Source organism: Vibrio sp. RW, from assembly GCF_027587105.1.
GTDB lineage: Bacteria > Pseudomonadota > Gammaproteobacteria > Enterobacterales > Vibrionaceae > Vibrio > Vibrio toranzoniae.
In genome coordinates this window covers 96,880-123,298 of the sequence record NZ_JAPPTM010000013.1, presented here as the reverse complement: position 1 = coordinate 123,298, position 26,419 = coordinate 96,880, and the positions used below count along the sequence as shown (strand labels likewise).

The 26,419-nt window shown below is 44.4% G+C and carries 29 protein-coding genes and 1 other RNA gene; 18 read left to right on the top strand and 12 right to left on the bottom strand.

Annotated features, from left to right (window positions below):
• Positions 1–157, top strand: a 157-nt coding sequence (locus tag OCT63_RS21555; RefSeq protein WP_170746592.1) for a transketolase-like TK C-terminal-containing protein, incomplete at its 5' end; no start/stop codon positions are given.
• A gap of 92 nt (positions 158–249) precedes the next feature.
• Here the strand turns inward: OCT63_RS21555 and OCT63_RS13410 are convergent.
• Complete coding sequence (locus OCT63_RS13410; RefSeq protein ID WP_161752830.1) at positions 250–1,143, bottom strand: LysR family transcriptional regulator; 894 nt, start codon at positions 1,141–1,143, stop codon at positions 250–252.
• A 140-nt stretch (positions 1,144–1,283) separates the two neighbouring features.
• Here OCT63_RS13410 and OCT63_RS13405 point away from each other — a divergent pair, with 140 nt between their 5' ends.
• The 5 genes from OCT63_RS13405 to mscS all read left to right on the top strand — a co-directional run bounded on the left by OCT63_RS13405 (position 1,284) and on the right by mscS (position 8,228).
• Positions 1,284–3,242, top strand: coding sequence for a ligand-gated channel protein (locus tag OCT63_RS13405; protein WP_269983867.1), 1,959 nt, complete (start codon positions 1,284–1,286; stop codon positions 3,240–3,242).
• Between the two features lie 130 nt (positions 3,243–3,372).
• On the top strand, positions 3,373–4,422 hold the full coding sequence (epd, locus tag OCT63_RS13400; protein ID WP_029222970.1) for an erythrose-4-phosphate dehydrogenase: 1,050 nt from the start codon (positions 3,373–3,375) through the stop codon (positions 4,420–4,422).
• Positions 4,423–4,588: 166 nt separating this feature from the next.
• Positions 4,589–5,752, top strand: coding sequence for a phosphoglycerate kinase (locus OCT63_RS13395; RefSeq protein ID WP_060468638.1), 1,164 nt, complete (start codon positions 4,589–4,591; stop codon positions 5,750–5,752).
• Positions 5,753–5,907: 155 nt separating this feature from the next.
• Positions 5,908–6,984, top strand: coding sequence for a class II fructose-bisphosphate aldolase (gene fbaA / locus OCT63_RS13390; RefSeq protein WP_161674839.1), 1,077 nt, complete (start codon positions 5,908–5,910; stop codon positions 6,982–6,984).
• A 377-nt stretch (positions 6,985–7,361) separates the two neighbouring features.
• Positions 7,362–8,228, top strand: a complete 867-nt coding sequence (gene mscS / locus OCT63_RS13385) for a small-conductance mechanosensitive channel MscS (protein WP_161674841.1) — start codon at positions 7,362–7,364, stop codon at positions 8,226–8,228.
• A 99-nt stretch (positions 8,229–8,327) separates the two neighbouring features.
• Here mscS and OCT63_RS13380 read toward each other — a convergent pair whose 3' ends face one another.
• Positions 8,328–8,579 (bottom strand): hypothetical protein, encoded by a 252-nt coding sequence (locus tag OCT63_RS13380; RefSeq protein ID WP_161674844.1) that lies wholly within the window; start codon positions 8,577–8,579, stop codon positions 8,328–8,330.
• Positions 8,580–8,694: 115 nt separating this feature from the next.
• Between OCT63_RS13380 and OCT63_RS13375 the strand changes: the two genes are divergently transcribed.
• Positions 8,695–9,216: a TetR/AcrR family transcriptional regulator gene (locus tag OCT63_RS13375; RefSeq protein ID WP_060468636.1), complete on the top strand. Its 522-nt coding sequence runs from the start codon at positions 8,695–8,697 to the stop codon at positions 9,214–9,216.
• A 66-nt stretch (positions 9,217–9,282) separates the two neighbouring features.
• Here the strand turns inward: OCT63_RS13375 and OCT63_RS13370 are convergent, their stop codons facing one another.
• A complete protein-coding gene (locus OCT63_RS13370) occupies positions 9,283–9,912 on the bottom strand; it encodes a LysE/ArgO family amino acid transporter (RefSeq protein ID WP_161687800.1) in 630 nt (209 codons plus the stop codon).
• A 142-nt stretch (positions 9,913–10,054) separates the two neighbouring features.
• On the opposite strand from OCT63_RS13370, the gene OCT63_RS13365 reads away from it, so the two are divergent.
• A complete protein-coding gene (locus tag OCT63_RS13365; RefSeq protein ID WP_161679719.1) occupies positions 10,055–10,951 on the top strand; it encodes a LysR family transcriptional regulator ArgP in 897 nt (298 codons plus the stop codon).
• 110 nt (positions 10,952–11,061) lie between these two features.
• Entirely contained in the window at positions 11,062–11,775 is a 714-nt protein-coding gene (locus OCT63_RS13360; RefSeq protein ID WP_017056550.1) for an oxidative stress defense protein, read from the top strand.
• A gap of 113 nt (positions 11,776–11,888) precedes the next feature.
• Here OCT63_RS13360 and serA read toward each other — a convergent pair whose 3' ends face one another.
• From serA to zapA, 5 genes are all read right to left on the bottom strand, one after another.
• Entirely contained in the window at positions 11,889–13,118 is a 1,230-nt protein-coding gene (gene serA, locus OCT63_RS13355; RefSeq protein ID WP_161674852.1) for a phosphoglycerate dehydrogenase, read from the bottom strand.
• Between the two features lie 261 nt (positions 13,119–13,379).
• On the bottom strand, positions 13,380–14,036 hold the full coding sequence (gene rpiA / locus OCT63_RS13350; RefSeq protein ID WP_060468632.1) for a ribose-5-phosphate isomerase RpiA: 657 nt from the start codon (positions 14,034–14,036) through the stop codon (positions 13,380–13,382).
• A 103-nt stretch (positions 14,037–14,139) separates the two neighbouring features.
• On the bottom strand, positions 14,140–14,739 hold the full coding sequence (locus tag OCT63_RS13345) for a 5-formyltetrahydrofolate cyclo-ligase (protein WP_161687802.1): 600 nt from the start codon (positions 14,737–14,739) through the stop codon (positions 14,140–14,142).
• A gap of 6 nt (positions 14,740–14,745) precedes the next feature.
• Positions 14,746–14,929: non-coding RNA, 6S RNA (ssrS, locus tag OCT63_RS13340), on the bottom strand.
• Positions 14,930–14,940: 11 nt separating this feature from the next.
• Positions 14,941–15,249 carry a cell division protein ZapA gene (gene zapA / locus OCT63_RS13335; RefSeq protein ID WP_004735366.1) on the bottom strand — a complete coding sequence of 103 codons (309 nt, stop codon included), beginning with the start codon at positions 15,247–15,249 and terminating at the stop codon, positions 14,941–14,943.
• Between the two features lie 308 nt (positions 15,250–15,557).
• On the opposite strand from zapA, the gene OCT63_RS13330 reads away from it, so the two are divergent.
• From OCT63_RS13330 to OCT63_RS13320, 3 genes are read left to right on the top strand one after another with little or no spacing between them, the layout of a single operon-like run.
• The gene (locus OCT63_RS13330; protein WP_019826273.1) at positions 15,558–16,133 is read left to right on the top strand and encodes a YecA/YgfB family protein; all 576 of its coding nucleotides are present in this window, start codon (positions 15,558–15,560) and stop codon (positions 16,131–16,133) included.
• Between the two features lie 23 nt (positions 16,134–16,156).
• The gene (gene ubiH, locus OCT63_RS13325) at positions 16,157–17,335 is read left to right on the top strand and encodes a 2-octaprenyl-6-methoxyphenyl hydroxylase (protein WP_269983869.1); all 1,179 of its coding nucleotides are present in this window, start codon (positions 16,157–16,159) and stop codon (positions 17,333–17,335) included.
• 12 nt (positions 17,336–17,347) lie between these two features.
• Complete coding sequence (locus tag OCT63_RS13320; RefSeq protein WP_269983866.1) at positions 17,348–18,571, top strand: FAD-dependent 2-octaprenylphenol hydroxylase; 1,224 nt, start codon at positions 17,348–17,350, stop codon at positions 18,569–18,571.
• A 126-nt stretch (positions 18,572–18,697) separates the two neighbouring features.
• Here OCT63_RS13320 and OCT63_RS13315 read toward each other — a convergent pair whose 3' ends face one another.
• The 3 genes from OCT63_RS13315 to ygfZ form a co-directional block, all read right to left on the bottom strand.
• A complete protein-coding gene (locus OCT63_RS13315) occupies positions 18,698–18,904 on the bottom strand; it encodes a DUF1107 domain-containing protein (RefSeq protein WP_269983865.1) in 207 nt (68 codons plus the stop codon).
• 561 nt (positions 18,905–19,465) lie between these two features.
• Entirely contained in the window at positions 19,466–19,927 is a 462-nt protein-coding gene (locus OCT63_RS13310) for an aminoacyl-tRNA deacylase (protein WP_161674858.1), read from the bottom strand.
• A 4-nt stretch (positions 19,928–19,931) separates the two neighbouring features.
• Positions 19,932–20,903, bottom strand: coding sequence for a tRNA-modifying protein YgfZ (gene ygfZ, locus OCT63_RS13305; protein ID WP_161674861.1), 972 nt, complete (start codon positions 20,901–20,903; stop codon positions 19,932–19,934).
• Between the two features lie 167 nt (positions 20,904–21,070).
• On the opposite strand from ygfZ, the gene OCT63_RS13300 reads away from it, so the two are divergent.
• Positions 21,071–21,331: an FAD assembly factor SdhE gene (locus tag OCT63_RS13300; RefSeq protein WP_004735374.1), complete on the top strand. Its 261-nt coding sequence runs from the start codon at positions 21,071–21,073 to the stop codon at positions 21,329–21,331.
• Positions 21,291–21,698: a protein YgfX gene (locus tag OCT63_RS21510; RefSeq protein ID WP_306345493.1), complete on the top strand. Its 408-nt coding sequence runs from the start codon at positions 21,291–21,293 to the stop codon at positions 21,696–21,698. Before OCT63_RS13300 ends, OCT63_RS21510 begins: the two co-directional genes overlap by 41 nt.
• Before the next feature lie 48 nt (positions 21,699–21,746).
• On the opposite strand, the gene nadB is transcribed toward OCT63_RS21510, so the two are convergent.
• Positions 21,747–23,363, bottom strand: a complete 1,617-nt coding sequence (gene nadB, locus OCT63_RS13295; protein ID WP_136979121.1) for an L-aspartate oxidase — start codon at positions 23,361–23,363, stop codon at positions 21,747–21,749.
• A 387-nt stretch (positions 23,364–23,750) separates the two neighbouring features.
• Between nadB and rpoE the strand changes: the two genes are divergently transcribed.
• Genes rpoE through OCT63_RS13275 form a run of 4 tightly spaced genes read left to right on the top strand, consistent with a single transcriptional unit; the run spans position 23,751 to position 26,405 of the window.
• A complete protein-coding gene (rpoE, locus tag OCT63_RS13290) occupies positions 23,751–24,329 on the top strand; it encodes an RNA polymerase sigma factor RpoE (protein WP_004739025.1) in 579 nt (192 codons plus the stop codon).
• A 26-nt stretch (positions 24,330–24,355) separates the two neighbouring features.
• Complete coding sequence (locus tag OCT63_RS13285; protein ID WP_161674865.1) at positions 24,356–24,979, top strand: RseA family anti-sigma factor; 624 nt, start codon at positions 24,356–24,358, stop codon at positions 24,977–24,979.
• Positions 24,976–25,938: a sigma-E factor regulatory protein RseB gene (gene rseB, locus OCT63_RS13280; protein ID WP_077680884.1), complete on the top strand. Its 963-nt coding sequence runs from the start codon at positions 24,976–24,978 to the stop codon at positions 25,936–25,938. The genes OCT63_RS13285 and rseB overlap by 4 nt, the downstream gene beginning before the upstream one ends.
• Entirely contained in the window at positions 25,935–26,405 is a 471-nt protein-coding gene (locus tag OCT63_RS13275; protein ID WP_161749605.1) for a SoxR reducing system RseC family protein, read from the top strand. The genes rseB and OCT63_RS13275 overlap by 4 nt, the downstream gene beginning before the upstream one ends.
• The last annotated feature ends 14 nt before the right edge of the window (positions 26,406–26,419 follow it).

Genomic DNA, 26,419 nt, shown 5'->3' with positions numbered 1-26,419 from the left:
TGGCATCGCTGACTTCTGGTACAAGTACGTTGGTTTCGGTGGCAAGATCATCGGCATGACAACGTTTGGCGAATCTGCGCCAGCAGGCGAGCTATTCAAGATGTTCGGTTTTACTACTGAAAACGTAGTAAACACAGCGAAAGAGTTGCTAGCGTAACTGCTAGACTGCCCCAACAGTCGAACGTAAAGGACGACTGTTAGATGCTAAATTTAGAAAGGCCATCATTGCGATGGCCTTTTTTAATTGTGTCAGGTTTTCCAACCTTGTGGAATGCTTTGGTAAATGCGCTCTAAAAGTACGGATAAGCGCAGTGGTGGTCTTCCTGCTGGCGTATAGCAGTTAATGGAGATGGGCTCCGAAAGCCAACCTTCTAAGCAAGGCGTGATTCGACCTGGGTGATGTTGCTCATAACCGCTTGCTGTCCAAGTTGGCAGCAACCCAATACCATGACCATTCGCGATGCTGTCGATCTGCATGGCGATGTTGTCGCTGTATAAGCGACTAATAAATGGCTCTAAGAAGAACTCACCGTGTTGAGGGTGCGTGAGCATCAATCCGTTTTCTTGTACCGAGCCAAAGTCTATCCAAGGGTGCGCTTCAAGTTCTTTGGGGTGTCGGAGCGAACCATGTTGTTCTAGATAAGCTGGAGAGGCAAAGGGCGTGTAACTAAATGAGCCTAATACCTCTTTGCGCCAACCGAGATCCTTACGCTCACCGAGCCAGATGAACAAATCTGGGTCATGATGCGCTTCAGAAAAGTCGCTGGTGAGTTGGACCCTGACGTCAGGGTTACCGGCGAGAAAGCCGTTGAGCACACCGCCTAGCCAACTTCTAACTAATGCTGTGTGACAAACAATATGCAGCGGCCCTGAGACTTGGTTCGTTAAACCTTGGAGCGCATCATAACTCTCTTCACTTAGCTCAAGAATCTGGCGACTGTAGTGGGCAAAAATTTCTCCTGCTCTTGTTAGAACTAATCGGTTGCCTTGTCTTGCTGTTAGAGCTTGACCGAAATCTTCTTCTAATTGTGCCAAGCGACGACTCAGCGTTGATTTAGGTTGGTTAAGGGCCTTGGCAGCGGCGGTCAAGCTCTTATGCTGATTGAGCGCATCAAAGGCTCGAATTGATGCTAAGTCGTGCATATTTCATTTATTCCTTACTGAGTTATGTATGGGTTCCATAAATGGGAGGAACCGTTCCATAACTATCACTATGCATCTCACTCTATTTATGAATAATTTGCGTTTGAAAATAATAATCATTATCAATTATGGAGATGTAGATGTCTACTCTTAGACTGCCAGTTATTACTGCAACTGGTATTTTTGCCTTTGTCAGTATCCCTCATGTTTTTGCCAATGATGCGGTTTCTAGAATGGAAACAGTGGTTGTAACTGCATCAAGTTATGAACAATCTCAAGCGGACGCACCTGCAAGTATTAGTGTGATTTCGCGTGAGGAGTTGGACTCGCGTTATTATCGTGATGTTACTGATGCACTAAAAAGTGTGCCTGGTGTTGTCGTGACTGGTGGTGGCGACACTACCGACATCAGTATTCGTGGTATGGGTTCTAAATACACCTTGATACTCGTCGATGGTAAGCGCCAAAGCACGCGTGAAACTCGCCCAAATAGTGACGGCCCTGGTATTGAACAAGGTTGGCTACCCCCTCTTCAAGCGATTGAGAGAATTGAGGTCATTCGTGGCCCAATGTCGACGCTTTATGGCTCTGATGCGATTGGTGGTGTGATTAACGTGATCACACGAAAAGACGCGATGGAGTGGACGGGTAACGTTCAACTAGGCACGGTTTTGCAAGACAACAGTCGCTCGGGCGGAGAACAGAGCGCGAATTTCTTCGTCAATGGGCCGCTAGCCGAAAATCTATCTCTCCAAGTATACGGTCAGTATACCGCAAGAGAAGAAGATGATATTGAATACGGTTATGAAGATAAAGATATGCAAAGTATCTCGTCAAAACTGACCTACCAGGTTAATGACCGTCATTCTGTGCAATTAGAAGGGGGCACATCGGCACAAAGTCGTCGTGGGAACGTTGGACTCTCCGTACCCACTACGGGTTGCCGAAGAGGTTGTGAGGATTCGCTCAACGAATATAGTCGTAATTACGTCACACTGAGTCACAACGGCGATTGGGACTCGGTTGGCCTATCAGATACTTACTTGCAACGTGAAGAGAGCGAAAACAAATCTCGTGAGATGATGATCACCAATACTACGTTTAAGTCGAGCTTAGTGACTGGTATTGGAAACCATACGCTGACGACCGGTGTGGACGCCACTCATGCGGAGCTTGAGGATTTTACTTCCAACAAAGCGTCCTCGAAGACCGAAACATCGAATACGCAGTGGGCTGTCTTCATTGAAGATGAATGGAAAATCGCCGATCCGTTTAGCGTGACGTTTGGTGGTCGTCTAGATCATGACGAAAACTATGGCGCGCACTTTAGCCCGCGTGTTTATGGTGTATGGCGTGTCGACCCGTCTTGGACTGTGAAAGGTGGTGTGGCAACAGGTTTCCGTTCTCCGCAATTACGTGAAATTACTCCTGGTTGGGCACAAGTCAGCGGTGGCGGTAATATTTACGGTAACCCAGATCTTGATCCTGAAACATCGCTAAACAAAGAAATCAGCGTCTTGTATCAAGGTGACGCTGGTTTAGATGTCTCTTTGACTGCATTCCATAATGAGTTCAAAGACAAAATCACACGTGTTGTTTGTCCAGATACCATCTGTACTGATGGGCCAAACCAATGGGGAGCCGATCCTACGTACCGTATCAACGTGGATGAAGCCGTCACACAAGGTATTGAAGCGACCTTAGCATCGCCGTTAACAGAAACTATTTATATCAGCTCGAGCTACACATTTACCGATTCCGAACAAAAAACAGGTGAATATAAAGGCATGCCGTTACAGCAGTTACCAAAGCATCTATTTAACGTTGATGTGGCTTGGCAAACAACAGTAGACCTAGAGAGTTGGGCTAAAGTCACTTACCGAGGTAAAGAAATGGATCCGGTTACGGGCCCATCGAGAAACAGTACCGTAGAGCCCGCTTATACCTTTGTGGACGCCGGTGTAACATACCAGTTAACCGATAACACTCGTATCAAAGGTGCGATCTATAATTTGCTGGACGAGGAAATCAGTTACGAAGAATACGGATATGTCGAAGATGGTCGTCGCTACTGGTTAGGTTTAGACGTCGCATTTTAATTATCGTTGTAGTAGGCCGAGCATTGTCTCGGCCTTTTTTAATCCTACTTTGCTATGATTCAACAGGTGCGCTTTTCAACCTGATCAGGTAGTATCTGTGACACGAAATTTTGGTTAGATGTACGGAACTATGCTAAAAGTCGCGATAAATGGATTTGGACGAATAGGGCGTAATGTATTACGCGCTGTCTATGAAAGTGGCAAAAGCCAACAAATCAAAGTAGTAGCGGTCAATGAGCTTGCTCAGCCTGACGCTATGGCTCACCTATTGCAGTACGACACCAGTCATGGCCGCTTCGGCAAGAAAATCTCTAACGATCAAGAGCACATCTATGTTCATCATGGCATTGGTGCTGAAGATAAAGGCGAGTTTGATACCATTCGTATCTTACATCTGGCTGATATTGAACTGTTGCCTTGGCGTGACCTCGAGGTTGATATTGTTCTCGATTGTACTGGTGTTTACGGTTGCCGAGATGACGGCCTTGCGCACATCGCTGCTGGCGCGAAGAAAGTGCTGTTTTCACACCCAGGTGCTAACGACCTCGATAACACTATTATCTATGGTGTAAATCACGATACCATCGAAGCTGACCACCGAATCGTTTCCAATGGTTCATGCACCACTAACTGTATTGTTCCTATCATTAAGGTGCTTGATGACGCCTTTGGCATCGAGTCCGGTACCATCACGACTATTCACTCTTCAATGAATGATCAGCAAGTGATCGATGCGTACCACAGCGATCTTCGCCGTACTCGAGCTGCGAGCCAATCCATCATTCCTGTCGATACCAAACTGCATAAAGGTATTGAAAGAATCTTCCCGAAATTTTCTAACAAGTTCGAAGCGATATCTGTGCGTGTGCCGACGGTAAACGTAACAGCGATGGATTTAAGTGTCACAATTAATACAAATGTGAAAGTTAATGACGTAAATCAAACCATTGTTAATGCATCCCAGTGTACATTACACAATATAGTTGACTATACTGAAGCGCCGCTCGTTTCCATTGACTTTAATCACGATCCCCATAGCGCAATCGTTGATGGTTCACAAACACGAGTGAGCAATGGCACCTTAGTGAAAATGCTGGTGTGGTGTGACAATGAATGGGGCTTTGCGAACCGAATGCTGGATACGGTTCTTGCAATGCAAGCTTCTGAAGGCAAGAAGTAAGACCTAGAAGCAAATGTGTGGATTATTTATTTTTTAGCTTGAAATAAATACAAAGTATCCACATATTATGAGTAGTTAAAGAATTACCAGTTGAATAATTTATAGGCTTAGCAGGGTTGCTGAGTTTCCAAAACTTTATATTTATTTAAATTTGAGAGGACAAAACATGTCTGTGATCAAGATGACTGACCTGGAACTTGCAGGTAAACGCGTATTTATTCGTGCTGACCTAAACGTACCAGTAAAAGACGGTAAAGTAACTTCAGATGCACGTATCCTTGCATCTCTACCAACTATTAAACTTTGCCTAGAAGCTGGCGCAAAAGTTATGGTTACTTCTCACCTTGGTCGTCCTACTGAAGGCGAATACAACGAAGAGTTCTCTCTAGCACCTGTAGTTAACTACCTAAACGACGCACTAGACTGCGATGTTAAGCTAGCGAAAGATTACGTTAACGGCCTAGAGCTAAACGCTGGTGAGCTCGTTGTTCTTGAAAACGTTCGCTTTAACAAAGGCGAGAAGAAAAACGAAGAAGCACTTTCTAAGCAGTACGCTGCACTATGTGACATCTTTGTAATGGATGCATTCGGTACAGCTCACCGTGCACAAGCTTCTACTCACGGTGTAGGTACTTACGCTCCTGTAGCATGTGCTGGTCCTCTTCTAGCTGCTGAGCTTGAAGCTCTTGGTAAAGCAATGGACAACCCAGAGCGTCCACTCGTTGCTATCGTTGGTGGTTCTAAAGTTTCGACTAAACTAACGGTTCTTGAGTCGCTATCTAAAATCGCTGACCAACTTGTTGTTGGTGGTGGTATCGCAAACACATTCATCGCTGCAGAAGGCCACAACGTAGGTAAGTCTCTATACGAAGCTGATCTAGTTGAAACGGCTCAGAAGCTAATGAAAGAGTGCGCAATTCCAGTTGCTACTGATGTTGCATGTGCTAAAGCATTCGACGAAAACGCAGAAGCTGAAATCAAGCACGTTTCTGAAGTTCAAGACGACGACATGATCTTCGACCTTGGCCCAGATTCAACTGCAGCACTAGCTGAAATCATCGGTAACGCAAAAACTATCCTTTGGAACGGCCCTGTAGGCGTATTTGAATTCAAAAACTTCGAAGCGGGTACAGCTGGTATCTCTAAAGCAATCGCTGAGTCTGCAGGTTTCTCTGTAGCAGGTGGTGGTGACACGCTAGCTGCTATCGATAAGTTCGGTATCAAAGCGGACGTTTCTTACATCTCTACTGGCGGTGGCGCTTTCCTTGAGTTCGTTGAAGGTAAAGTACTTCCTGCAGTAGCAATGCTTGAAGAGCGTGCTAAAGCATAATTGATTTAGAAAGGCGAGATGCGAATCTCGCCTTTTAACGTTTGCTGCATATCACACTTTTTTGCTAGAATGGCATAAGTTGTGAGCAAACGATTGCAAGTTTTTGAACTTAAGTTTTTTAATCTTAAAACGATAGAATAAATAGGACTATTTCCATGTCTAAGATCTTCGATTTTGTAAAACCTGGTGTGATTTCTGGCGATGACGTACAGAAAGTATTTGAAGTAGCAAAAGAAAACAAATTTGCTCTTCCTGCTGTAAACGTTGTTGGTACTGACTCTGTAAACGCAGTACTAGAAGCAGCTGCTAACGTTAAATCTCCAGTAGTTGTTCAGTTCTCTAACGGTGGCGCTGCATTCTTCGCAGGTAAAGGCGTTAAACTTGAAGGTCAAGGCGCACAAGTTCTTGGCGCTGTAGCTGGTGCAAAATACGTACACGCTGTAGCTGAAGCTTACGGTGTTCCAGTTATTCTACATACTGACCACGCTGCTAAGAAACTTCTTCCATGGATCGACGGTCTATTAGACGCTGGTGAAGAGTTCTTCGCACAAACTGGTAAGCCTCTATTCTCTTCTCACATGCTAGACCTTTCTGAAGAGTCTCTAGAAGAGAACATCGAAACATGTGCTAAGTACCTAGAGCGCATGGCTAAAATGAACATGACAATTGAGATCGAACTTGGTTGTACTGGTGGTGAAGAAGACGGCGTAGATAACTCTGATATGGACGCATCTGAGCTTTACACTTCTCCAGAAGACGTAGCGTACGCATACGAGAAACTAATGGAAGTTAGCCCTCGTTTCACTATCGCTGCTTCTTTCGGCAACGTACACGGTGTTTACCAAGCTGGTAACGTTGTACTGACTCCAACTATCCTACGTGATTCTCAAGCATACTGTTCAGAGAAGTTCGGTATTGCACCTAACGCTCTAAACTTCGTATTCCACGGTGGTTCTGGTTCTTCTGAAGCAGAAATCCAAGAGTCTATCGGTTACGGTGTTATCAAAATGAACATCGATACTGATACACAGTGGGCAACTTGGGATGGTATCCGTCAGTACTCAGCTGACAACTTCGATTTCCTACAAGGTCAAATCGGTAACCCAACTGGCGAATCTGCTCCAAACAAGAAGTACTACGATCCACGCGTATGGTTACGTGCAGGTCAAGCTTCAATGGTTGCTCGTCTAGAGAAAGCATTTGCTGACCTTAATGCTGTAGACGTACTATAATTCTTTGAATTAAGTACTCTTTGAGTTTTAAGAAACCCGCTTAATGAGCGGGTTTTTTTATGTCTGATGAAAACTTGTATTAAATATGTGAAAAACCTAGCCTACCGTGCATAAATTTCGTAGTCTTTTAGTTATCGGTATTTGTGTTTATCGGTAAGTTTTATTTTTCAAAAGCTTACATAAATATGACTTTGCAATCTGTCAAAGATAGGATATCGTGCCGAAAAACTGGACTTGGTTCAGTTTATAAAAAGGACTTGGCTTTTATTTACTTTTAACACAATGACTTAACAGGAGTTAAACTGTTTGCTTTGTTGTCTAGTAAGTTTGGCTTAAGGCAGTTTAGCCCATAGCATATTATATAGAGGATGCACATTATGGCTGATAGTTCGACAGCAATTGAAACCCCACTTGTGGACGGCTTATCTCACGCTGAGAAGTGGTTGACAAATAATTCAGATCTATTTATCCAATATGGCGTAAATATTATTTCAGCACTGATAATTTTATTTATTGGTAACCTCGTTGTTAAAGCCGTAGCGAACAGTGTGTCCAAGGTTCTTGAGAAGAAGAAGATGGACCGAGCCGTTGTTGAGTTTATCCACGGTTTAGTTCGTTACTTGTTGTTTGTTATTGTCTTAATTGCTGCTCTTGGTCGCTTAGGTGTTCAAACTGCATCTGTAGTCGCTGTAATTGGTGCGGCAGGTTTAGCTGTAGGTCTTGCGCTACAAGGCTCACTATCTAATTTTGCTGCTGGTGTACTTATCGTTGCGTTCCGTCCATTCAAGTCTGGTGACTATGTGGAAATTGGTGGTGTAGCGGGTTCAGTTGATTCAATTCAAATCTTCCAAACGGTTCTAACAACGCCAGACAACAAAATGGTAGTGGTGCCAAACGGAAGTGTTATTGGTAGCCCTATTACTAATTACTCTCGTCATGCGACGCGCCGTATTGATCTAATGATTGGTGTTTCTTATAGCGCTGATCTTCAGAAGACAAAAGCATTACTGACTAAGATCTGTGAATCTGATGAACGTATATTAAAAACACCAGGTGTTAAAGTTGGTGTTCATACGCTAGCGGATTCTTCAGTAAACTTCGTAGTTCGTCCATGGGTTAAAACTGCAGAGTATTGGGATGTTTACTTCGACTTAATGCAAGAAATCAAAGAAGGCTTGGATAAAGAAGGTATCGAAATTCCATTCCCACAAATGGATGTGCACATGAATAAAGTAGAAGCTTAATTTCTAGGTAGTTTTTATAGCTATAAGCTTTTATAAGGAAAGGCGGATAACTTAGGTTATCCGCCTTTTTATTGTCTTCAATATCACTTCTCTTGTTCGTTAGTTGTTATCACGGCTTAGCTTCTTTCTTTGTATATCCCTATTTTTCGTTCTACTCGACGTTGGCCACAACGATGCTTTCAACATCGCATATAAGGGCTTTCTTACTTCTTGTCCTCCCAAAATAGCCAATAAACATAAACCGCCAGGAATCAAAATCATCATCAGTAGTGGTCGAAGTAGGTAAGAGAAGCAAAAGATCGTGGGCAGAAAAATCAGTACTTGTCCCAGTCGGTTTAATATATTCATCATGTCCGTATCTCCAAGATAAAAATGAGCATGCTCATTTTATAATTGAGCGCGCTCAATTTGTCAAATTAAAGCACTAAGAGTATGATCAAGCTTGATTTGAGAAGGGTGTATTTTCGTGAGTAAGAGAGAGATAACGAAACAGAAGATCTTAGCGTCTGCTTGGGAGTTGTTTGGGGAGAATGGTTATGACAACACCACAACTCGACAGATCGCTCGTCACGCGGGTGTGGCAGATGGCACGGTGTTTAGTCATTTTGAAACTAAGCTGACGATTCTTCGAGAAGGGATGCTATCGCAGTTGGAAAAGATTGGTCAGGAGGTGTTAGCTGCTGACCAAGATAAACGTGCTGTGGATGTCGGTATCTCGCTGATTGAACACTACTACCGCTATTATTTTGATAATGTTGAGTTAAGTCGAGCGTTACTCAAAGAGGTCATTTGGGATCTAGATTATTACCGCACCTTTGATCAGGCACTCTTTCAGACGGTTAATGTCGATGTATCTATTTCTGAAAAAATGCCATTGATTATGGATAGCTATTTCATGACCTTGATAAATCACTTGAGCCAACCAGAGCCAAGCCTTGAAGCTGCGTTGAGTGAACTGAACAGTAAAATTCGAGTCATTCTAGCGTAACTCATTATATTAATGAGTTACTTACGGCGTGTCTGGCTTGGTCGGTAGTCTTTGTTCTTTAAGTGGTTACCAGTATTGTTCAATCAGTCCATGAGTAAGCACAGCAGCAATTGCGAACATCATGGTCGCTACTGCGATATCAATGCCTTTCTTAACATTCGGTTTAGATAGCGTTGGGCCTAGCTTTGCTGCGCCCAATGACAAAGAGTAAAACCAAACGAACGAAGCCAAGATAGTCCCCATAGCAAAAGCAATTCTGTCGTTACCTTCAAACTGCCCGCCAATCGAACCAAGAATCACTACGGTATCCAAATAGAGGTGTGGGTTTAATACGGTAACCGCCAATGCACCCAAAATAACGGTGCGCTTACCACGAGCCAGTATCTCTCCTTTTGACTCCTCGTTTGAGGGTGCTTTAAAGGCACTGCGTAGCGACAACAAACCATACACGGTTAGAAAAGCGATACCACCTAACGTTACTGAGGTGAGTAGCAATTCATTTTGCGACAAAATCGCACCACCACCAAAAATACCCAATGAGATAAACAGAGTGTCGAGCAGGCTACAAATTGTCGCAGTGGTTAAATGATGGTTGCGCTTTATCCCTTGATTTAAGACGTACGCATTCTGAGCGCCAATAGGGATAATCATGCTTGCCCCTAGACCAAAACCTTGTAATAAAACCCAAAAACTCATTTTAACCTCCACTGATTTAACGATATTTACGTGCTATATGGCGAAGATACTCTGACCTTTTGAATAAGTATAATTAATGATTTTAATCTATTATTAGAGTTGCTAATGTGGCGTTGAGTTAGCTTAAAAAGGAAGCAAATTGATGCGTGGATTAGATTATAAGTGGATAGAAGCACTGGATGCTGTGGTGAAACAACGTAGCTTCGAAAGGGCTGCGGAGCAGTTATATATCTCCCAGTCTGCGGTGTCTCAACGTATCAAACAACTGGAAAAGTGGCTAGCTCAACCTGCTTTGGTGAGAGAAAACCCGCCAAGGCCAACCCCTGCGGGTAAAAAGTTATTGGGTTTGTATCGCCGGGTTCGTTTGTTAGAGCACGAACTTGTCCCTGAATTAATGAATGAAGATGGTAATCATCCTCTTTCTATATCGATAGCAACCAACGCAGATAGTTTGGCGACATGGCTGTTACCAGCATTATCGGATGTGATGAGGTCTCGCCAAGTGGAACTGAACCTCGCGATTCATGGTGAGGCGAGAACCATTGATAAGATAAAAAGTGGTGAGGTTGCCGGCGCGATCAGTTTGGAGTCTCAAGCGATTCCAGGCTGCAGTGCTGATTATCTCGGCAGAATGGATTATGTATGTGTGGCGAGCCCTGACTTCCATCAGCGCTATTTTTCTGAGGGCGTAAACTACGCCACATTAAGCAAGGCACCAGCGGTCTCTTATGACCAATATGATGACCTGCATAAGAAGTTTCTTCATGACCATTTTAATGTACCAAGAGACAGTGTGATCAATCATACAGTAGGTAGCTCAGAAGCGTTTGTACGTTTGGGTTTATCAGGTGTTGCCTACTGTTTGATCCCTCGATTGCAGATCATTGATGAGTTAGAGTCTGGGGCATTGATTGATATCACGCCTGGTTTTCTGCTGTCTTATCGCATCTACTGGCATCACTGGCAGCTTGAAAGTGGGGTACTCAAAGAGATATCTCAAGCGATATTAAGTTATGCTCACAACCACTTGCCTCAGTAATCTGTCGATTTTTTCATCGTCAATGTTCTGTTAGAAATGAGAGGTTAGGATTGGCTAAACGACAAATTGCTCTATGATGAAAGTACATTTGCTTAGCACAGGTCTACCTAATGAAGTTTGCACCAAAGATGTTAGTAACGTCTCTTACTCTTACTGCAGCGTTGAGTGCTGTGAGTTTTCCTTCATTGGCAAACTCCCCCTCTTTTCCGCATATTTCAACGACGGGCTATGGTGAAGTAGTTGCGACACCTAATATGGCAACATTTTCTGTTAGAGTCGTAGAATCGACGATGACGGCTGAACAGGCAAAAAAAACCGTTGATAAAGTTGTAACGGGTTTCCTCAACAAGCTGCATCACGCTGGCGTCAAGGAAGAGAGTGTACACAGCTCTAATCTCTATCTGTCTCCTCAATACCATTACCCTAAAGATGGCAAGCCTGAGCTAGTTGGCTATAGAGCTTCACGTAACGTGACGGTTCAAGTGAACGATTTAGCTAACTTAAATGAGTACATGGATATTGCTATTGGGCAGGGTATTAATCAGATCGATAATATTCAGCTTCAGGTTCGTGACGAAGCTAAGTACCAAGAACAAGCGCGCTTAGAAGCAATTAAAGATGCAAGGTTGAAAGCTAAGTCGCTAGCGAGTGGTTTTGAACGTGAGTTAGGTGATGTATGGCGTGTAGATTACAACGCACAATCTTCTCAGCCCGTACTGATGCGCTCAATGGCGATGGATGCGAGAACAGAGTCGAACTCTTATGAAGATTCAACGATCACTATCCGCGATCGTGTTAATGTGATCTATCAACTAGAAGAATAGGGAACGCATATCTGAGAGGTATTAGATCACTATGATCTAGTTACCTACGATAGGCCAAATAGTAAAAAAGCTCTCATAATGAGAGCTTTTTTACTAATGATCGAGTTTGATGATTAGTGAAGTAGACGAGCACGGATTGTGCCTTCGATCTCTTTCAGTTTAGCCAGTGCTTCTTCTGAACGATTTGCTTCCACATCAATAACCACATAACCCATATCTGCCGCCGTCTGTAAGTACTGACCTGCGATGTTGATGCCTTCTTCTGCGAAGATGGTGTTGATCTGAGTTAGAATGCCAGGACGGTTTTCGTGGATATGGAGCAAACGAGACGTTCCAGTATGCAATGGCAGTGATACTTCTGGGAAGTTAACACTTGATAGCGTTGAGCCGTTATCTGAGTATTTCGCTAGCTTACCTGCTACTTCTACACCAATATTCTCTTGTGCTTCTTGTGTTGAACCACCTACGTGAGGAGTCAAGATGACATTGTCGAACTGCATTAACGGAGACTCAAATGGGTCTGCATTGGTTTTTGGTTCTGTTGGAAAAACGTCGATCGCTGCACCTGCAAGGTGACCAGAATCTAGAGCACCACACAGAGCCGGGATATCAACCACAGTGCCACGTGCCGCATTAATAAAGATAGAGCCTGGCTTCATTCGCTCGAACTCCTCTTTCCCCATCATGTTCTTAGTTTCTTTAGTTTCAGGTATGTGTAAAGAGATCACATCGCACTTGTTTAGCAATTCAGTCATAGTATGAACTTGAGTGGCATTACCTAGAGACAGTTTGTTCTCGATGTCATAGAAGTAAACACGCATCCCAAGATTTTCCGCAATAATACCCAGTTGAGTACCAATGTGACCGTAACCAATAATGCCTAAACGCTTACCACGAGCTTCGTAAGAGTTGTCGGCACTCTTCTTCCAAATACCACGGTGAGCGAGAGCGTTCTTTTCTGGGATACCACGTAATAGCAATAAAACCTGGCCAAGAACCAATTCAGCAACACTTCGTGTATTTGAAAATGGCGCATTGAATACAGGAATACCGCGCTTCGCCGCAGCTTGAAGGTTTACTTGGTTTGTACCGATACAGAAACAGCCGACAGCAACAAGCTTTTCAGCCGCATCAATAACTTCTTGGGAGATGTTTGTGCGAGAACGAATACCAATGAAGTGAACATCTTTAACAGCCTCAAGAAGCTCATCTTCTGGTAATGAGCCTTTATGATACTCAATATTGGTATAACCAGCGGCTTGCAGTACTTCTACAGAAGAAGGGTGAAGACCTTCTAGAAGTAGAATTTTTATTTTGTCTTTTTCCAGTGAAACTTTGGCCATTGTTCTCGTCCTTAAAGTGGAAAGGTGGGGCAAATGCGGCGCACGTGCAACAAAATGGCTGAGAGGGGAACTAATTCACCATTTTGTCAGGAGACAAACGTTTTCCTTGTGCGTCTTCTGAACAATAAAGTAACAAAAAAAAAATGTTTTGGGTAAGAAAATTACGGAATAAGACATAATTTTACGGGGACAAAGCAAAAAAAACGGCGCCCTTGGGCACCGTATGTAATGAAGTAACAGAAAAACTCAATCTCCTGGTATTTATTCTTCTATTTTTGCACCTTCAGGCGTGCCAGTGATCACCACATCTGCGCCGCGGTGAGCAAACAGACCAACTGTAACTACACCAGCGATAGCATTGATATTATCTTCTAATTGTTTTGGATTTTCGATCGCCATGCCGTACACGTCTAGGATCATGTTACCGTTATCCGTTGTGCAACCATCGCGGTAAACTGGGTCACCACCAAGTTTCACGAGCTCGCGAGCCACGTATGAACGTGCCATTGGAATAACTTCAACAGGAAGAGGGAATTTACCTAAAACATCAACCGCTTTCGTGCCATCTACGATACAAATAAACTTGTCTGAGATTGCCGCTACGATTTTTTCACGAGTAAGAGCAGCGCCGCCGCCTTTGATCATATCACGTGAACCGTTAATTTCGTCAGCGCCATCAACATAAACGTCTAGTTTGAAAACGTCGTTGCACTCAAATACTTTGATTTCTAGTGCTTCTAGTTTTTCAGTAGAAGCGACAGAGCTTGAAACCGCACCTTTGATTTTGTCTTTCATGGTGCCAAGTGCGTCGATGAAGTGATTTACTGTAGAGCCAGTACCTACACCTACAATGCTGCCTTCTTCAACATATTGAAGTGCTGCCCAGCCAGCTGCTTTTTTCATTTCATCTTGAGTCATGCCATTCTCCTGAATAAGGTCGTGCGCTTTGAGTTAATCGTTCGCGTATTGAAGTTAACGTTTGTATATCGAGGTTAACGTTTGCGGGCGCGATTATAGCGCTTTAATGGTTATTTTCCCATTGCCAAGTTTTACTCGGAGTCACGATTTTAGGTAAGGGAATGTCCCATTCCTCAATTGGCAGCGTATCGACATGTTGGCAATCGTGAGCCAAACCAATAGGGGTTGCGCCATTACCTGTCTCAAACCATTTCGCTAAGGTGCGATCGTAATATCCGCCGCCCATCCCTAAACGATGGCCTTGAGAGTCAAAGCCGACAAGGGGGGTTAGGATGAGGTCGAGTTGCTGACAAGGTTTCACCAACATTTGATTAAGCTGAGGTTCGACAATGCCGTACTTATTCAAAACAGTGGGTGTGGTTGGAGAGTAGTGCAGAAACAAAAGATGTCCGGCTGAGAAGGGGTGCAATACTGGTAAATAAGTTTGCTTACCTTGCGACCATAACCATTCAATTAAAGGCTGGGTATCGAGCTCGCCATCAATCGAAATATAAAGAGCAATATGCTGAGCAGACTGAATCTCATCAAGCTGCATGCACTGCTTAACGAGGTCTAAACCGGATTGAGTTTGTTGTTCGCCAGATAAGGCATTGCGTTTGATACGGATCTGTTTGCGAAATTCGCTGCGTGTGAGCGTCTTCATAAGAAGGGATACCCCAAAGTGCCGTTGAGAATAGATGGCCCTTGAACCAGCGAGTTCAAGGCGGGTCAGCAATGATTACCGTAGGCTTCTCGGTCGGGCCGAGCATGCTCAATAGCATTCAAGTACTAACCCTTAGGGATTGCTTATCGGCTCGGGGACGTGAATCCTCTGACAAACACTCCAGGGTAAATTTTGTGTACGCTATTGCTGTCCGTGCTTAACTTTACTGAGGACATCTGAAAGTGATGTCGTGAGCTGTTCCATTCGCTCGGTCAGTGCGTTTTGTTCGTCATTTGCTTCAAACTTCTTCGTTTGTAATTCGTAGCAAATATTCAGAGCTGCAATCGTTAGCAGCTTCACTTCATTGGTTACCTTAGTACGTTCAGCCATCTCTTTCAATCGATTATCGAGATCGGCCGCCGCTGCAATCAATGACTCTTCTTGCCCTGGTGGACAATTCACTCGAGTCAGTTTTCCTAATATTTCAACGTCTACCGCTTGATTACTCATGATGGATGAACTCTTTAACGCGCTATTTTAAGGCTGTTGCCCTTCGCCATTTTTTGAGAAAGAAAAAGTGCAAGTACCGATGAGGAAGCAATCTCCTCTGAGGGAGAAACTATAGGTAAACCGCTATTAAGATTCAAGCTTTTCAGAGTGACTGTTTGTAAATGAGAGCTTGAGCACACAGTAATTCAGCAAATTGAACAATTGGTAGTCAGTCATCCTTCAATTGCTAGGGATCGATGCTTACCAGAATTGGGGTGAAGTGGTACGATTATACTATCGATATAAAGAATAACTGAGCGAGCTATCTGATGAGCGAAACTACTTTACCTGACTACCTAACGGTTGCGACTGAACTTCAATCGGCAAGTCTAGCCGTAACCCCTGCTGAGATGCATGGTTTATTAACGGGTATGTTAAGCGGAGGCTTAAACCTTGCAGATAAAAGCTGGCAACCACTTATCTTCGATTACACCAATGAAGGTATGGGCTGGCCAGATCGCGCGCTAACGCTAGCGGAAGCAACACTGAAAGTCACAACAAGCGAAATCACAGGCTCAGGCATGGAGCTGTCTATGTTGCTGCCGGACGAAGATGCAAGCGCGAGCGTGTTTGATCTTGCTGATGGTGTGTCTGATTGGATTAACCATTTCATCTCTGGTTTGGGCCTTGTTGGCGCTCAATTGAACAAAGCATCTGAAGGCACGAAAGAAGCCTTGGCTGATCTTGAAGAGATGGCGAAGCTAGGCATTGACGAAGAAGATGATCTGGAAGAGCAAGCACAACTTCTAGAACACGTTATTGAGCACGTAAAAGCGTGTGCATTAACGATTCATGCTGAATTTGGTGCACGCCCATCTGAAGATGCGGCGCCAACCATTCACTAATCGTTTGTCGGTTTGAGGTTATGATGGCTCAGTATGATGTTGTAATTGCTGGTGGTGCAATGGCGGGGGCAACTCTCGCCCTTGCTTTGAATCACCTAAGCCAAGGTTCGTTGTCGATTGCGGTCGTTGAGCCTTATCAGGTTGATCATCAAGCTCACCCTGGGTTTGATTCTCGTTCGATCGCTTTGTCCTATGGCACGGTCCAGATCCTAGATTCATTGCACTTGTGGCAATCTATCGCTCCTGTCGCTACCCCGATTAAAGATATCCATGTATCAGATCGCGGGCATGCAGGGATGACGGATATCTACAGTGAAGAACTGGCTGTAGATGCACTTGGCTATGTGGTCGAGTTAGCGGATGTCGGTCGAATCTATCAGCAGAAGCTGGAATCAGAGGCGGCAATTACGATGCTTTGCCCTGACTCAGTGGCGAAAATTGAACGCAGTGAATCACTGACGATTATTGACCTCAACAGTGGCCAAACCATAACGACTAAGTTACTGCTTGCGGCTGACGGCGCAATCTCAACCTGCTGCCAACAACTCAATATCTCATTGAGTGAGCATGACTTTGAACAGGTTGCTGTGATTGCCAATATCGTGGCGAGCGAACCTCATCAAGGTCGAGCGTTTGAGCGTTTTACTCATCATGGGCCAGTTGCTCTATTACCGATGAGCGATAACCGTTTGTCTCTGGTTTGGTGTTTGCCGCCGGAGCAAGCCGATAAAGTTATGGCTTTCAACGACGACGAATTCCTTGAACAGCTTCAGAACGATTTTGGTTGGCGATTGGGTCGACTAGAAAAGGTTGGTAAGCGTGCAAGCTACCCACTAATTCTTCGTCATCGTAAGCAAAATATTTCTCATCGATTCGCGATTGTAGGCAATGCAGCTCAAACACTTCACCCAATTGCAGGGCAAGGGTTTAACCTCGGTATTCGTGATGTGGCCTCTTTAGCGGAAGAATTGTGTACTCAGTTGGATGATGTAGGTCGTTACACTGGTCTTGTTAACTTTAGAAAACGTAGAGAACAAGACAGAGGCGCGACGATTACGCTGACTTCAAGTCTTGTTCATCTGTTCTCAAACGATTTCTTAACCGCTCGAATCGGGCGTAATCTTGGGTTAGCCGTAATTGATAACCTTCCACCACTTAAAGGTCCACTTTTGCGTCATACGCTTGGCCTAGTAGAAAGATAAGGTAGATAAATAATGATGCAAAGTGTTGATATCGCGATTGTTGGTGGTGGCATGGTTGGCCTAGCGCTCGCGGCTGCATTGAAAGACAGCGATCTAAGAATTGCCGTGATAGAGGGCAAAGCACCTAGCGAAGGTCTGAATGAATTACCGGATGTTCGTGTGTCGGCATTGAGCCGCTCAAGCGAAGTGATTCTACGTAACCTAGACGCATGGCAAGGTATTGAACAAAGACGTGCTGCACCGTATCAAGCGATGGAAGTGTGGGAGCAAGACAGCTTTGCTCGTATTGAGTTTGATTCAACGTGTTTAGCGCAGCCTAATCTAGGCCATATTGTTGAAAATCGCGTGATTCAATTAGCCTTGCTTGATCAGGTTAAGAAGCAAGACAACGTCAGCCTCTACATGCCTGCAACGTGCAAAACAATGGCAATTGGAGAGAGCGAAGCGTGGCTAACTCTAGACAACGGCCAAGCACTGACCGCTAAGCTAGTCGTCGGTGCGGATGGCGCTAACTCTTGGGTTCGTAAGCAGCAAGATATCCCATTAACACATTGGGATTACGGACACAGTGCGATTGTCGCGAACATCAAAACTACAGAACCGCACCACAGCGTTGCCCGTCAAATATTCACACCTCAAGGCCCGCTGGCATTCTTACCAATGCAGCCGAGCAACATGAGCTCGATTGTTTGGTCTACCGAGCCTAATCGTGCCGAGAATCTCGTATCCATGTCGGATGCTGAATTCAATAAGCAGTTAACGGCAGAGTTCGATTCAAAGCTTGGATTGTGCGAAGTCGTCGGTGACCGTTTTGCCTTCCCGCTGCGCATGCGATATGCACGAGACTTCGCTGTTGATCGTGTGGCTTTGGTCGGTGATGCGGCCCATACCATTCACCCACTAGCAGGGCAGGGTGTGAACCTTGGCCTATTAGATGCTGCAAGTTTAGCGCAGGAGCTGTTAAAGCTGTGGGCTGCTGGTGAAGACATTGGTACCAAACGTAATCTACGTGGTTATGAGCGCTGGAGAAAAGCTGAAGCGGCGAAGATGATTGCTTCAATGCAGGGCTTTAAAGATCTGTTTGAAGGCGACAACCCGGCTAAGAAGCTGATTCGTGGCATCGGTATGAAGCTTGCGGGTCAACTACCTGGTGCGAAAGATGAAATAATGAAGCGGGCACTTGGTCTATCAGGAAATTTTCCTGAGTTAGCCAAGCGCCCGGTGACTCATCGGTAGTCGTTCAATGTTTCAGGTGGTTAGTCACCTGAACTAACGCCTTAGCGTCACTCTCAGCGTCATGAGTACGAAAAAAGGGTTGGCACATGCCAACCCTTTTTGTTTTGGATTCTTTAGATAATCAGATTAGGCGTAAGCACAGCGCAGCTTCATGATTTCACTATTTATTTCTTTTACCGTTTGAAAGTGGCGCTTCTCTGCTCGATCTGGCAGGACTAGCTTGCCGTTATCAAATTCAAATTTCCCGATGCCGTAAATGTAGATTCGTCCTTTGAAAAGTCGACTTACATGTTTAGCAATCATACTCGGTGTATAGCGCTTAAACAGTCTCATTCTTAATTATCCTTATATTTACCTAGCCTGCATATTATAGAAAAACTCCAAGATCATAATTGTGATAAGCATGGAGTAATACGCAGTAGAGTTGACGTTAATTAGATATTTGTGCTGTTCGAAGCACTTTCTTCAGTAAATATCTTTTTTTACGTGAGCTCGTCCCCAAAATAATGCTGAGTGGTGAACTGCCGTAAACTTTCCTGTCCGGTATTAAGCAGTGACAATGTTACAAATATAAGAATAGGCGGGATTTTTTTGTTTGTGTAATCAAATTGTAAATTTTGGACAAAAAAAAGCCCGTCTAAAACGGGCGAATAGTCACAGATGCATTACACAAAAGTGGATACTGATATTACTCAGTGGATTCACTTATACTGATTACCTAAAGGCTAGTCAGCAAACTCACAATAACGTAAATATTATCTTTTGACTACTTATGCTTTTATTTTGATTAACTATTTAATTGTGGCGTGTCCTTCTTATGATGAAGTTCACACTAAAAATGTACTCAATGAAATAATAGGATGAAGCTTGCGATCTACGACGCGATCGAGAGGATCATCGACTGATGTCTGCAACGATCGGTACGCATAGGGCCATAAGATCATTGAGTTCCATCGCTACACCAGCCCTTCGATCACCTGAGCTAATAGTCACGGTTGAGTTGTTCTGAATGGAAGGGTCAAAAATGATCGGCATATGTCTTTTTAGGACTAGAGGGCCGACACATCCAACTTTAAAGCCGGTGATGGCCTCAACATCATCGAGTGATACGCAGGTCATTCGGCGGCAATTCAGTATCGAGCGTACTTTCTTGGGGTCGACAGAGCGATTACCAGCAGTACAAGCCAACGCATACTGGTTCCCCATATCTTTCAGCAGGATGCATTTAACCATTTGAGAGGTGTCGATACCTCGTTCTTGTGCTGTTTCTTCGATGCTGGTGGTTGGTTTACTTTGTATCAGCAGGCGATAGTTCACCTGCTGTTGATCCAGCCATTGTGTAATCGGTGTTTCCACGTGATTACTCGTCGTCGAGGCTGTAAGGCAATGGTAGGATGTTCCACGCTTGATCAGGTTGTGCAGTCAATCGAAGCTGAACATCGTCATCAAGGTTGTTTGGTAACACCATCAAACCAATCGCTTGGTTATCAGAAAATTGATAGACGTTTAAGAGTCGGCCAGCACTACGCCAGTTCTCACCAACGCTACGCTCTAGTTCAATAGGACTCTCTAGAGACAACACGTCCGCTGTTGTGCCTGACACAATACGCATCTCACGCTTGTTCATGCCACGATACTTGGCGCGTGCTACGGTTTCTTGACCTGTGTAACAACCCTTTGAAAAGCTAATGCCGCCAAGAGCATGTAGGTTCAATGCTTGCGGGATGTGTTCGTTTTGCTCTGCTTTCGATAGATTAGGCTGAGCATCAAGAATCTCATGATACTGCCATAACGCCTCTGATACTTTCTCCGCAGTGCTGCTTGATACCAAGGCTTCAGCGGCTTCTTCTGTAACAAGCAGAGCCCAACGGTTGTCTGATACTAAAACGGCTGTGCCGCCAGAGATAGCACGCACATTGCCTTGGCTTTCTGAGATAGAATTAATGTATTGATTCGCAGACGCCCCCATCACACCGATAACAACGTCAGACGTTTGTTCGATATCGACCTTAGAGAATACAGCATACTTCTTGATTTCAACTAATTCGATCTCAATAGCAGATTTAGGTTGCATGAGTGCGTAGCCACCATTGTGGTGGAATAAGCGAAAGATGCTCCATACCTTTCCTTTTGCATCGCAGTGCGCGCCTAACGTGGATTCATCACTAGGAAGAGTGACGACATCACATGTTATTTGACCTTGCAGGTATGATTTTTTGTCATCGCCTACCATGGTAATGGCACTCCAGTCTGACACGTGTGTCATCATCAGTTCTGGAAGCGAATCATTTTGTGTATGAGCGAGCGGCTGAAATGTATTTTTCCAATCCATATTATCTTTCCTAAGAATTTTATTTTCCTCTATGTTAATCCGGTTCTGTTTCTTTGTCAGCCTAGGTTTTTTTGTGAGCTTAGATAGGGACTGTGACTCACACAGTAGTTGCAGAGCGCCTGACTTGTTACACTCCGAGAAAGCAAAATTATAGGTGAGGATAGCTAATGTACACTGCAGAGCAGAAAGCACGAATTAAATGGGGTTGCCGTCGGGGCATGTTAGAACTTGATGTCGTCATCATGCCATTTTTTGAAGAGTGTTTTGATTCATTGCAAGAGCAGGAGCAGCGAGAGTTTGTTTCTCTACTAGAGTGCGATGATCCAGATCTGTTTACTTGGGTAATGGGGCATGGACGCAGTGAGAACTTAGGTCACGCATCAATGGTTGATAAAATTGTCGCACATAACCTCAGCAAGGTTCGTTAAGCTTCAGCTTAACCCTTCATATTCTGCATTATTCGCAAAAGGCACTATTTTTGGGTGCCTTTTGTTTTTCATTGTTCTTTCTTCCATTCCGCTCGTTATTAGCCTCTATTGCTTACCTTTAATAATCAACTTGTTTAGAACAAATAATGTGATATTGAATTCCGCTTATGGGCACTTTGATTATAAAGATGATGGTGAGATAAAGCTGAATGACCAAGGTTATAAATTAAAGTCCGTTGACAAAGTCTGGGCACAGTTCTTTGTCAAACTGCAATTCGAGTGTGGACACTCTGTCTTACTATGGCGAGACAGCTGTCGTGAGCGTGAGTATCGTCATTTACTGGCACACTTACAACGAGAGCGCTAGATAAAAAAAAGGAGCACTGGCTCCTTTTTATTTATCTGTTACTTATATTTACGATTGGGTTTTCTCTGGTGTAAGAATTGTTGGGCCACTGTCTTTTGCAAGCTCAGGGTAATCTAACGTGTAGTGTAATCCGCGGCTCTCTTTACGTTGCATTGCACAGCGAACCATTAACTCAGCAACCTGTAGCAAGTTACGCAGTTCTAACAAGTTATTCGAAACCCTGAAGTAGCTGTAGTACTCATGAGTTTCTTGTTGCAACATCTGGATACGGCGTAGTGCACGTTCTAGTCGTTTATCGGTTCGAACAATCCCCATGTAATCCCACATGAATAGGCGTAGTTCGTGCCAGTTGTGCTGAATGATAACCTCTTCATCACTGTTGGTGACTTGGCTTTCATCCCATGCTGGTAGTTCAGCACAAAGCTGAGACTGATCGATGTTTTCCACGATGTCTTTGGCTGCCGCCCATGCGTAAACCACACATTCAAGCAGTGAGTTAGAAGCCATACGGTTCGCACCGTGTAGGCCGGTGTAGCTCACTTCACCAATCGCATATAGGTTAGTTAAGTCGGTTTGACCTTGCTTATTTACCATCACACCACCACAAGTATAGTGAGCAGCTGGTACGATAGGGATCGGCTCTTTGGTCATGTCGATACCCAAATCCATCAAACGCGTGTGGATCATTGGGAAGTGCGTGGTGATGAACTCTTCAGGTTTGTGACTGATATCGACATACATGCAATCAGCACCTAAGCGCTTCATTTCAAAGTCAATTGCACGAGCAACTACATCACGCGGAGCCAATTCACCGCGCTCATCGAAATCTTTCATGAAGCGGGAGCCATCTGGACGACGAAGGTAGGCACCTTCACCACGCAGTGCTTCCGTTAGTAGGAAGTTGCGCGCTTCTGGGTGGAATAAGCACGTTGGGTGGAACTGGTTGAACTCAAGGTTGGCTACTCGGCAACCCGCACGCCAAGCGATAGCAATGCCATCACCTGAAGAGACATCTGGGTTGGAGGTATATTGGTAAACCTTTGAAGCGCCGCCTGTTGCTAGCACAACAAATTTAGCGCGCACGGTTTCGACGTGTTCTTGGTTACGGTTCCAAATGTAGGCACCGATAACCTTGTCTTTCGAACCACCAATTTTATCTTCAGTGATCAAGTCCAGCGCATTGTGGCGCTCGAAGATCTCGATGTTGGGGTGGTTGTTGACGTTATCTTGTAGCGAAGTTTGCATCGCCATGCCGGTGGCATCGGCTGCATGCAGAATTCTGCGGTGGCTATGTCCCCCCTCACGAGTGAGGTGATATTTTGGCTGACCTTCCGTGCTGTTCTCATCTTTATCAAATGGAACACCACCATCAATCAGCCATTGCACACACTCTTTAGCATTTTCAGCAATGAATTGAACGGTATCTTCTTCGCATAACCCGGCCCCAGCAATTTGAGTATCCTCTACATGAGACTCAATACTGTCCGACTCATCGAACACCGCGGCGATACCACCTTGTGCGTAATACGTCGATCCTTCGCTGCGTGGTCCTTTGCTTAATACAATTACTTTTGCATGTTCTGCTACGCGTAAAGCTAATGACAAGCCTGCCGCCCCACTTCCTACCACTAATACATCACACTGATGTTCACGGTTTGCGTTCATAAAACTTATTAAATCCCGGGCTATAGTCGAATTGTCTACACTCAATTGACTTTGTCTTGTTTTAGGAGTTGCAGTAAGACTGTTATAATCTTCTGAGTCATCCTAAAACGCTATGCAAAATCAAGATATAGACAGCTATCTAGAAATATTTAATTGCTCAATACCATTGCTTTTGCTCAAGTTTTCCCAAATTGATAGGGATAGCTATTTTCATTACATCACATTGTGAAACAATAATGGCAAATAATTTTAAGAAAGTTGGAACTTTCAGTATTTGGCTTAGTCACAATAGTGCTCTTGTAGACGGTGGTGTCAATACTACATTTCGCATAATTAGTACCCATATCTGTGAAGGTAAGGGTTATAACAATAGGAGTACCCGCTCGAATGAACGAGCAGCTAACCGATCAAGTGTTGATTGAGCGAGTTCAGAGTGGAGATAAGCAGGCGTTTAACTTATTAGTGGTTAAGTATCAAAATAAAGTCTGTAATCTTATCTCTCGATACGTGAATAATTCCGGTGATGTACCTGATGTAGCACAAGAAGCTTTTATTAAAGCTTACCGCGCGATACCTAACTTTCGTGGCGAGAGTGCCTTCTATACATGGCTGTATCGAATTGCCGTGAACACCGCTAAAAATCATATCGTTGCCCAGGGCCGCAGGCCGCCAGCAACGGATGTAGATGCAGAAGATGCAGAATATTACGAAACAGGCAGCGCGTTAAAAGAAATATCGAACCCTGAGAACTTAACGCTGTCAAAAGAGTTGAAACAAGTTGTTTTTGGTGCGATTGAAGCGCTACCAGAAGACTTAAAAACTGCAATGACGCTGCGTGAGCTCGAAGGTTTGAGCTACGAAGAGATTGCAGAAGTAATGGATTGCCCTGTAGGAACCGTACGTTCGCGTATTTTCCGAGCTCGTGAAGCGGTGGAAAAGAAAATTAAACCTCTTTTGCAACGCTAGAACTTGTAATAATTATGGTGAAAATAATGGCTGATAAAGAAAAGCTTTCGGCACTCATGGATGGTGAAACGATCGATAAAGCTCTCATAGTAGATCTTGAATCTGATCAAGAAAGCATGAATACCTGGCAGAGTTACCATTTAATTGGTGACGTGATGCGTGGGGATGCGCCAGAAACGAAAAATTGGAACATTGCTGACAGTGTGGCAGCGGCGCTTGAAGCCGAGCCTGCGCATAGTGCAATGCCAAACCTGCACCAAGTGAATGTTGAACCTACGGTTGCTCCAATCGAAGAGCAACCAAAGCCTCAGCAAGCGAAACGTCAGCTTCCTGCATGGCTACAACAGTTTGGACAAGTTGCCGTGGCAGCGTGTGTTTCATTAGCGGTTGTATTGGGTGTTCAGCAGTATGGTGGTAACGATCCAGCAGCACCAGAGCAGTTACCTGTATTACAGACGATTCCATTTGCGGGCTCTGCAGAACCAGTAAGCCTAACGCGAGACTCTGTTTCTAAGCCTGTATCTGAGGCTAACTTACAAGAACAACGTAAACGCGTTCATGCATTGCTGGAAGATTATGAACTGCAGTTAAGATTAAACGGTGACGCATCATCAATGGAAGATGCACATTTAGAATCGGATATTGAATGAAGAAAATCCTGGTCAGTGCACTGACACTGTTCAGCTTGATGTCTCCAACAGCCTTTGCAGAAGAACTCTCTGCAAAGGCGTTATTGCATCAAATGAATGAGGCCAGTCAGCATCTAAATTACGAACTCTCCTATATATTGATAAAGAAGAGCAGTATTGAGCCTCTGCTTTATCGTCATGCAGTTAACGACGATCAACAGCTCGCACACCTTGTTTATCTCAGTGGCCCTGTGCGTGAAGTCATTCGACGTGGCAATGAAGTTAGCTACGTCGAGCCGGGGACTGAGCCATTTACTATTTTGTCTGGCAGTATGGTTGCCCCTGTCATTCCGATGATTAATAGAGATATCGATTCTCTTAACCGGTACTACGACTTCGTAAAAGTTGGGCGATCTCGTGAAGCGGGGAGCACAACACAAGTATTACGCGTGGTGCCGAAAGATGGCCTTCGTTACTCTTACGTAGTTTGGGTCGACGAGAAAACTCATCTTCCTTTACGTGCCGATCTTTTAGATCGTGATGGCGAAGTGCTAGAACAGTACCGCACTATCTCTTACGTGGTGAATGATAAGATCGCAGAAGCAATGGGTGGCTTGAATCAAGTTAAACTGCCGAAGGTTTTGTCATTACCAGAAGGCTTGGTGAGTGAAACTAACTGGCAAGCTTCTTGGATTCCTGAAGGATTTAAGTCAAAAGAGCTTAGCCGTTATCAAATGGCGGTGACCGAAAAAATGGTTGAGAGTCAACTTTTCAGTGATGGGTTGTTTAGTTTTTCGGTGTATATCGCCGACAAAGATGAGCACTCATTGAAAGGGCAATTGGTACGTCAAGGGCGCAGAACCTTACATAGTTTAGTGATGGGCAACAGGGAAGTATCTGTAGTCGGCGATATTCCGCCTGCAACGGCTAAGCGTATCGCTCAATCAGTCACGTTCAATAACTCGGTACCAGTGCAATGATGACCGCGCTGGCGACCGTTAGCTCAGTCGAGCAAAAAGGTAAGCAATATTTTGTTCAACTGAGCTGCGAACAGCAAACCAGTTGCAGTAGTTGCTCTTCTCAAAAAAGCTGCGGAACCGGTATTGTCACCAAGGCCGTTGGCAATAAAGCTTTGTTTTGGCAGTTTAAAACCAAAAGCCTTGTTAAAGCCGGACAAATTGTAGAGATTGGCTTCCCAGAAAAAAGTCTGCTTCAGTCGGCGGCTATTGTTTACCTCGTCCCACTTTTCATGTTGATGATTGGTGCTGGCTTTGGACAACTCTTGTTACAGCCCTTGCTCCAAGGGGGCGAAGGGGTTGTTATACTCTGTGCTGCACTATTTACCACTGGTGGTATTGCTTTAGCGAAGCGGTTAGCCAAACCAATGGAAGACAAATCCAAGCAAGAAGTCGTCTTGATTCGAATTCTAGGTGAGTCTCTCGTCTAATTTATGATGCGTCT

Bases quoted from the DNA above. Each gene is read 5' to 3' on its own strand.
- OCT63_RS13285 (WP_161674865.1), top strand. From the start codon at position 24,356: ATGGCTGATAAAGAAAAGCTTTCGGCACTCATGGATGGTGAAACGATC.
- mscS (WP_161674841.1), top strand. From the start codon at position 7,362: ATGGCTGATAGTTCGACAGCAATTGAAACCCCACTTGTGGACGGCTTA.
- OCT63_RS13300 (WP_004735374.1), top strand. From the start codon at position 21,071: ATGTACACTGCAGAGCAGAAAGCACGAATTAAATGGGGTTGCCGTCGG.
- OCT63_RS13360 (WP_017056550.1), top strand. From the start codon at position 11,062: ATGAAGTTTGCACCAAAGATGTTAGTAACGTCTCTTACTCTTACTGCA.
- OCT63_RS13365 (WP_161679719.1), top strand. From the start codon at position 10,055: ATGCGTGGATTAGATTATAAGTGGATAGAAGCACTGGATGCTGTGGTG.
- OCT63_RS13275 (WP_161749605.1), top strand. From the start codon at position 25,935: ATGATGACCGCGCTGGCGACCGTTAGCTCAGTCGAGCAAAAAGGTAAG.
- rpiA (WP_060468632.1), bottom strand. From the start codon at position 14,036: ATGACTCAAGATGAAATGAAAAAAGCAGCTGGCTGGGCAGCACTTCAA.
- serA (WP_161674852.1), bottom strand. From the start codon at position 13,118: ATGGCCAAAGTTTCACTGGAAAAAGACAAAATAAAAATTCTACTTCTA.
- zapA (WP_004735366.1), bottom strand. From the start codon at position 15,249: ATGAGTAATCAAGCGGTAGACGTTGAAATATTAGGAAAACTGACTCGA.
- OCT63_RS13395 (WP_060468638.1), top strand. From the start codon at position 4,589: ATGTCTGTGATCAAGATGACTGACCTGGAACTTGCAGGTAAACGCGTA.
- OCT63_RS13320 (WP_269983866.1), top strand. From the start codon at position 17,348: ATGATGCAAAGTGTTGATATCGCGATTGTTGGTGGTGGCATGGTTGGC.
- OCT63_RS13370 (WP_161687800.1), bottom strand. From the start codon at position 9,912: ATGAGTTTTTGGGTTTTATTACAAGGTTTTGGTCTAGGGGCAAGCATG.
- OCT63_RS13345 (WP_161687802.1), bottom strand. From the start codon at position 14,739: ATGAAGACGCTCACACGCAGCGAATTTCGCAAACAGATCCGTATCAAA.
- nadB (WP_136979121.1), bottom strand. From the start codon at position 23,363: ATGAACGCAAACCGTGAACATCAGTGTGATGTATTAGTGGTAGGAAGT.
- rpoE (WP_004739025.1), top strand. From the start codon at position 23,751: ATGAACGAGCAGCTAACCGATCAAGTGTTGATTGAGCGAGTTCAGAGT.
- rseB (WP_077680884.1), top strand. From the start codon at position 24,976: ATGAAGAAAATCCTGGTCAGTGCACTGACACTGTTCAGCTTGATGTCT.
- OCT63_RS13315 (WP_269983865.1), bottom strand. From the start codon at position 18,904: ATGAGACTGTTTAAGCGCTATACACCGAGTATGATTGCTAAACATGTA.
- OCT63_RS13380 (WP_161674844.1), bottom strand. From the start codon at position 8,579: ATGATGAATATATTAAACCGACTGGGACAAGTACTGATTTTTCTGCCC.
- epd (WP_029222970.1), top strand. From the start codon at position 3,373: ATGCTAAAAGTCGCGATAAATGGATTTGGACGAATAGGGCGTAATGTA.
- OCT63_RS13405 (WP_269983867.1), top strand. From the start codon at position 1,284: ATGTCTACTCTTAGACTGCCAGTTATTACTGCAACTGGTATTTTTGCC.
- OCT63_RS13330 (WP_019826273.1), top strand. From the start codon at position 15,558: ATGAGCGAAACTACTTTACCTGACTACCTAACGGTTGCGACTGAACTT.
- fbaA (WP_161674839.1), top strand. From the start codon at position 5,908: ATGTCTAAGATCTTCGATTTTGTAAAACCTGGTGTGATTTCTGGCGAT.
- ubiH (WP_269983869.1), top strand. From the start codon at position 16,157: ATGGCTCAGTATGATGTTGTAATTGCTGGTGGTGCAATGGCGGGGGCA.
- OCT63_RS13410 (WP_161752830.1), bottom strand. From the start codon at position 1,143: ATGCACGACTTAGCATCAATTCGAGCCTTTGATGCGCTCAATCAGCAT.
- ygfZ (WP_161674861.1), bottom strand. From the start codon at position 20,903: ATGGATTGGAAAAATACATTTCAGCCGCTCGCTCATACACAAAATGAT.